This window comes from Intestinimonas sp. RTP31139st1_F5_RTP31139_211217 (genome assembly GCF_040226735.1).
GTDB lineage: Bacteria > Bacillota > Clostridia > Oscillospirales > Oscillospiraceae > Intestinimonas > Intestinimonas butyriciproducens.
The window spans coordinates 1-4,351 of the sequence record NZ_JBCOAQ010000079.1 but is presented as its reverse complement, the minus strand read 5'-3'; the positions used below and the strand labels follow the sequence as shown (position 1 = coordinate 4,351).

4 protein-coding genes are annotated in these 4,351 nt (G+C 62.8%); 2 read left to right on the top strand and 2 right to left on the bottom strand.

Annotation, left to right across the window (positions count from 1 at the left end):
- Nucleotides 1-162: 3-hydroxyacyl-CoA dehydrogenase family protein (locus ABUA09_RS18075; RefSeq protein ID WP_243273773.1), on the top strand; the 162-nt coding region annotated here is incomplete at its 5' end.
- 85 nt (nucleotides 163-247) lie between these two features.
- On the opposite strand, the gene ABUA09_RS18070 is transcribed toward ABUA09_RS18075, so the two are convergent.
- Nucleotides 248-1,024, bottom strand: coding sequence for an enoyl-CoA hydratase/isomerase family protein (locus ABUA09_RS18070; RefSeq protein WP_033116204.1), 777 nt, complete (start codon nucleotides 1,022-1,024; stop codon nucleotides 248-250).
- A gap of 203 nt (nucleotides 1,025-1,227) precedes the next feature.
- Complete coding sequence (gene fusA / locus ABUA09_RS18065; protein ID WP_033116203.1) at nucleotides 1,228-3,300, bottom strand: elongation factor G; 2,073 nt, start codon at nucleotides 3,298-3,300, stop codon at nucleotides 1,228-1,230.
- Between the two features lie 227 nt (nucleotides 3,301-3,527).
- On the opposite strand from fusA, the gene ABUA09_RS18060 reads away from it, so the two are divergent.
- Entirely contained in the window at nucleotides 3,528-4,322 is a 795-nt protein-coding gene (locus tag ABUA09_RS18060) for a stalk domain-containing protein (protein WP_158453361.1), read from the top strand.
- Nucleotides 4,323-4,351: the final 29 nt, after the last annotated feature.

The window sequence follows — 4,351 nt, the reverse complement described above, 5'->3', positions numbered from 1 at the left end:
GACCTCATCGGCCTGGACGTCTGCCTCGCCATCATGGACGTGCTCTACCAGGAGACCGGCGACTCCAAGTATCGCGCTTCTCTCCTCCTCCGCAAGATGGTCCGCGCCGGCTACCTCGGCCGCAAGACCGGCAAGGGCTTCTACGACTACTCCAGGAAATAACCTGCGCCCTTCCGGATGCGCGCCGCACATCATGAGAAAAAAGGAAGTCTCCGCCGCGCCAAAGCGCGGTGGAGACTTCCTTTTCTTACTTGCCTTTGAACGCAGGAGGCCGCTTCTCCAGGAACGCCTGCGTCCCCTCCGCCTTGTCGTCGGTGGAATAGGCCAGGGCCTGTGCATACCGCTCAAAGCACAGCCCGGAGTAAAGATCGGTGTCGGCGCCCACCTGGATGGCCTTTTTGGCCAGAGTGATGGCCACCGGCCCCTTGGCCCGGATCTTTTTCGCCATCTCCATGGCTGCGTCCATCACCGTGCCGTCCTCCACCACCTTTTCCACCAGTCCGATCCGCTCCGCCTCCTCGGCAGAGATGATATCCCCGGTAAAAATGAGCTCTTTGGCCTTGCCGATGCCCACCAGACGCTGGAGCCGCTGCGTCCCGCCAGCGCCAGGAATGATGCCCAGCCCCACCTCTGGCTGCCCGAACCTGGACTTCTTGGTTGCAATGCGGATGTCGCAGGCCATGGCCAGCTCACAGCCGCCGCCCAGCGCATAGCCGTCTATGGCGGCGATGACGGGTCTTTTGTGGGTGGATATCTCATAGAGCGTATCGCTGACCTCGCTGTTCATCTGCTCGGCCACTGTCCTGTCATGGATGGCGCGGATATCGGTCCCCGAGGCAAATGCCTTGCCGCCGGCTCCGGTAAAGATGATCACCTGCACGCCTTCCCTTCGGCCCAGTTCCCGCATTCCGCTCCGGATCTCTTCCCAGGTCTCAAAATCCAGGGCGTTGCGGACCTCAGGCCGGTTCAGCGTCAGGACCGCAATGCCGCCTGTGATCTCGATTTTGATGTTTTTGTAGCTCATTGTGTCCCTCCTGTCCCTTTTTCCCGCCGTTTCACCCGGCTGTCTGCTCCCGAAATCGGCAGCGCCCGCCCCGGAATTTCCGGGGCGGGCGCCCAACCTCTCTTCTCTCTTGTGCGCGGACCGATGCGGCCTCCTGACCCTCTTGGCCGCCTCAATGGCCTTCTCCTGCGCCGCGGGAGGGGCCCCACTGGGAAACGCTGTGCCTACTCGGCCTCCTGCATCGCCTTGGCCGCCTCAATGGCCTTCTCCTGCGCCGCGGGAGGGGCCTCCTCATAGCGGACAAAGTGATAGGTAAAGCTGCCCCTGGACTGGGTGATGGAGCGCAGGTCGATGGCGTAAGTGGTCATCTCACCCATGGGCACCTCGGCCTCTACGATCTGGTTGCCCTCGCCGTCTGGGTTCATGCCCATAATGCGGCCACGGCGCTTGTTCAGGTCGCCGATGACGTCGCCCATGTAGCTGTCGGGAATGGTGACCTTCAGCTCGCCGATGGGCTCCAGCAGGACGGGGTTGGCCTGGGCCAGCGCCGCCTTATACGCCAGCTGCGCGGCGGTCTTGAAGGCCATTTCGGAGGAGTCCACCGGATGGTAGGAGCCGTCGTACAGGGTGGCCTTCAGGTACACCACCGGGTAGCCGGCCAGCACACCGTGGACCACGGCCTCCCGGAGGCCCTTTTCCACCGCGGGGAAGTAGTTCTTGGGCACCGCGCCGCCCACGACCTCCTCGCAGAACTCCATCTCCTCCTGCTCGCCGGGCTCAAAGCGGATCCACACGTCGCCGAACTGGCCGTGGCCGCCGGTCTGCTTCTTGTGCCGGCCCTGGACCTCCACCTTCTTGCGGATCTTCTCCCGGTAGGGCACGCGGGTGGGGACCAGCTCGGCCTCCACGCCGAAGCGGGATTTCAGTCTGGACACCAGCACGTCGAGCTGGATGTCGCCGGTGCCGGAGAGCACCACCTGACGGGTCTCGGCGTTGTTGACCACGGTAAAGGTCTGGTCCTCCTCGCCCAGGCGGCTGAGGCCGGCAGCGATCTTGTCGTCTTGGCCCTTGGTCTTGGGCTGGATGGCCATGGAATAGACGGGCTCGGGGAATCCGATGGGCTCCAGCTTCACCACGTTGCGGGGGTCGCACAGGGTGTCGCCGGTCTTTACCTTGTCCATCTTTCCCACAGCGCCGATGTCGCCGCAGGAGAGCTTCTTCACTTCCTCGGTCTTTTTGCCCCGGATGGCGTACAGCCTGCCCAGCTTCTCCGTGAGGCCGGTGCGGGCGTTGACGATGGGCATATCCGACTCGATGGTGCCGGAGAGCACCTTGACGTAGGAGTATTTGCCGTACTGGTCGGAGACTGTTTTCCACACAAAGGCGGCGGGCACCGCGCCGGGTGAGACGGCGAACTCCACCATCTCGCCGTGGTCGTTCTCGCCCATCTCCGGACGCCCCTCCAGCGGAGAGGGCAGGAGGTTGACGATGTTGTCCAGCAGCATCTGGGTCCCCAAGCCGGAGAGGGCGGAGCCGCAGACCACCGGGAACAGGGAGAGGTCCTTCACGCCGGCGTGGAGGCCCTGGATCATCTCGGCATAGGTAAACTCCTCGCCATTGAAGAACCGCTCCATGAACTCCTCGCTGGTCTCCGCCACGGACTCCACCAGGGCGTTGTACAGCTCGTCGAGAACGTCCTTCTTGTTGTCGGGCACGGGGATCTCGTGCCGCTTGCCGTTTTCAATGTCATAGGCCCGCTTGTTAAGCACGTCGATGATGCCGATGACCTTCTTGCCCTCGTCCCAGATGGGGGCCACCACGGGGGCGATATTCTTGCCGAAGCGGTCCCGCAGGGTGTCAAAGGCGGCGTTATAGTCGGAGTTGTCCTCGTCGGTCTTGGAGATGTAGAGGATGCGGGGCATCTTGCGCTCCTCACAGTACTTCCAGGCCTTCTCCGCCCCCACGCTCATGCCGCTCTTGGCCGAGCAGACGATCACGGCGGCGTCGGCCACCCGCAGGGCCTCCATGACCTCGCCGGAGAAGTCGAAATAGCCCGGCGTATCCAGCACATTGATCTTGCAGCCCTTATACTCCACAGGCACCACGGCGGTGGAGATGGAAAACTGGCGCTTGATCTCCTCTGGATCGAAGTCGCAGACGGTATTTCCGTCGGACACCTTGCCCATGCGGTCGATCACGCCGGTCTGAAGCAGCATGCTCTCGGCCAGGGACGTCTTTCCGTTTCCACCGTGGCCCAGCAGACAGACATTGCGGATGTTTTGCGCGGAATAACTCATAGTCGTTTCCTCTCCTTACTTTTGGAATCCAGTCGAAAGCGCCGCTCATACCTATGCGTCACTGTCTTAGTCATTATATCTCAATCTCTTTATCTTGACAACTCATTTTTTATAAAAAACGTAAATCCCCTTTGGAGCCTCTTTCTTCCGCCCCATTTGACATCGGCGCGCATTTTCTCTATTATAAAAAGCGGCCCTCCGAGGCGGGGGCGGAAAGGATGTTTTTTATGAGAAATCGTCAGCAATGGAGGAGCTTTTTTTCCGGCGTCGCCGTAACGGCGCTGGTCTTTTCGCTGGGCGTCCCCGCCCTGGCCGCCACGGTGCGGACCCTGGAGGCCACCTACTCCGGCATCCGCATCACGCTGGACGGCCGGGAGGTGGACCCGAAAGATGCCAACGGGGCGGCAGTGGAGCCCTTCGCCGTGGACGGCACCACCTATCTCCCCGTCCGGGCGGTGGCGGACGCCCTGGGCCTGGAGGTGACCTGGGACCAGGAGCGCCAGACCGTGGCCCTCTCCACGCCCGGCGGACAGGCCCCCGTGCCCGAAGAGAGCGCGTCCCCCTACAGCCGCACGGACCCGGTGCCCTTGGGCACGGCCCATACCTTCCGGTACGCCAAGGGAGACGATGACTGGACCATTACCATGCAGATCTCCGAGTCCCTGCGGGGGGACAAAGCCTGGCAGGCGCTCAAGGCGGCCAACCAGTTCAACGATCCCGCCCCCACTGGTAAGGAGTATGTGCTGGTACGGCTGAGCGCCAAGGTGGACGAGGCCTCCGACCCGGACCAGGCCGTGGCCTTCCACCTGGCGGGCTTTGACCTCTACAGCGCCGACAGTGTACAGTACACCGCCTTCTGGACGGTGGTGACGCCCTCTCCCAAATTTGACGGGCGGGTCTACCAGGGCGGTACGCTGGACGGCTATCTGGCCTTCCTGGTCAACCAGAGCGACCCCGCCCCCAAGGTGGTCTTCGGGGCGGATTACACCGGCGCCGGCGGCGCCTGGTTCTCCCTTACCTGATGCGCTCATCTATGGCAATGGGCCCGCAG